Here is a 1394-nt window from a genome sequence, read left to right as displayed (position 1 = left end):
CGGCGCACGCACTCGGTCTTCAGGACGCTCCAGAAGTTCTCCGCGAGGGCGTTGTCGAACGAGTCGCCCACGCTTCCCATGCTCGGCTCGATTCCCGCCTTCAGCAGGCGAGTTGTGTTGATGGACGTGTATTGCCCAGGTTCAACCAGTCGTTGCAACAACAATGCCCTGTTGGATCAACAGTAGCTGCTCGTTGAAGACTTCGGAGGGCGTCTTCCATTGCAGGGTCTTGCGAGGACGGCCGTTGAGTGCAGCGGCGACGGCATCAAGGTCGCTACCGGCTGTGTCCGCTCAGATCGGTTCCCTTCGGGAAGTACTGCCGCAGCAGGCCGTTGGTGTTCTCGTTGGTGCCCCGCTGCCAGGGTGAGTGCGGGTCGGCAAAATAGATCTGCTGACCAGCGTCGATGCGCAGTCGGGCGTGCTGGGCCATCTCCGCGCCCTGGTCCCAGGTCAGCGACCTGCGTAGCTGCTCGGGCAGGGTCGTGATCGCGGTGGAGATGGCATCGCGGCCGGCCTCGGCGCCGTGCCCGGCCAGAGCCGGGCCGTTCTTGGCGCGTGGCCCGCCGTGGCCCTCCATCGGCGGCAGGTGCAGCAGCATCGTGAACCGGGTGGCGCGCTCGACCAGCGTGCCGATCGCGGAACTGTTCAGGCTGATGATGAGGTCGCCCTCCCAGTGCCCGGGCACGGCCCGGTCGGCGGCCTCGGCGGGCCGCTGGCTGGTCAGCACGTCCTCGGTGACGAACTGCCTGCCGCGCCCCTGGGTCCGGGCTTGGGGGACTCGCAGTGCACTGCCGGTGCGCAGGCAGGCCGTGAGCTCCCGCGTGAGCCCGCCGCGGCCCTGGATGTACAGGGACTGGTAGATCGCTTCGTGGGAGATGCGCATGGTCTCGTCCTGGGGGAAGTCGAGCGGGAGCCTGCGGGCGATCTGTTCCGGGCTCCACGCCGTCGCCCAGCGCCGGTCCTGACGCCGGGGCTTGTTCCGCCCCTTCCAGCTCGTCGGCGGCCCGGGCACCGGCAGGCCGTCCGGGCCGGTGACCGTGCCGGACAGCCGGTCCTGCACATACTGCCGCAACTCGTCGTGCTCGACGAGCTTGCACGGCTTGGGACGGCGGGCCTGCCGGCCGACGTGCCACTGCGCGACCGAGGCCCGGTAGTCCAGGCGCCCGCCACGGGTGGCCGCGTTGCGCCGCAACTCACGCCACACCGTCGAAGGTGCACGCCCCAGGTGGCGGGCGATCTCCCGCACTCCGCATTCTCGAGCGCGCAGCAACGCGATCTCCTCGCGCTCGGCAAACGACAACTAGTGCCGCATCAGGCAACGTTCGCCCTGGTGACGACTTCGCGTAGCCGCTGATCGGCGGCGTGCTTGTTCCGCCAGATGATGTAGCGGCGGA

At 68.9% G+C, this 1394-nt stretch carries 3 pseudogenes; all 3 read right to left on the bottom strand.

The features are described from left to right. Positions 1-134, bottom strand: a pseudogene (locus tag ACWDBB_RS36200) (IS3 family transposase); the annotation flags it as partial. A gap of 7 nt (positions 135-141) precedes the next feature. After that, positions 142-1300 (bottom strand): annotated as a pseudogene (locus ACWDBB_RS36195) (IS30 family transposase). Positions 1301-1311: 11 nt separating this feature from the next. Next, positions 1312-1394 (bottom strand): annotated as a pseudogene (locus ACWDBB_RS36190) (transposase); the annotation flags it as partial.

It is taken from the genome of Kitasatospora sp. NPDC001095, assembly GCF_053598615.1.
Note: the sequence above shows the minus strand (reverse complement) of the source record. Positions and strands in the feature narration are given on the sequence as shown.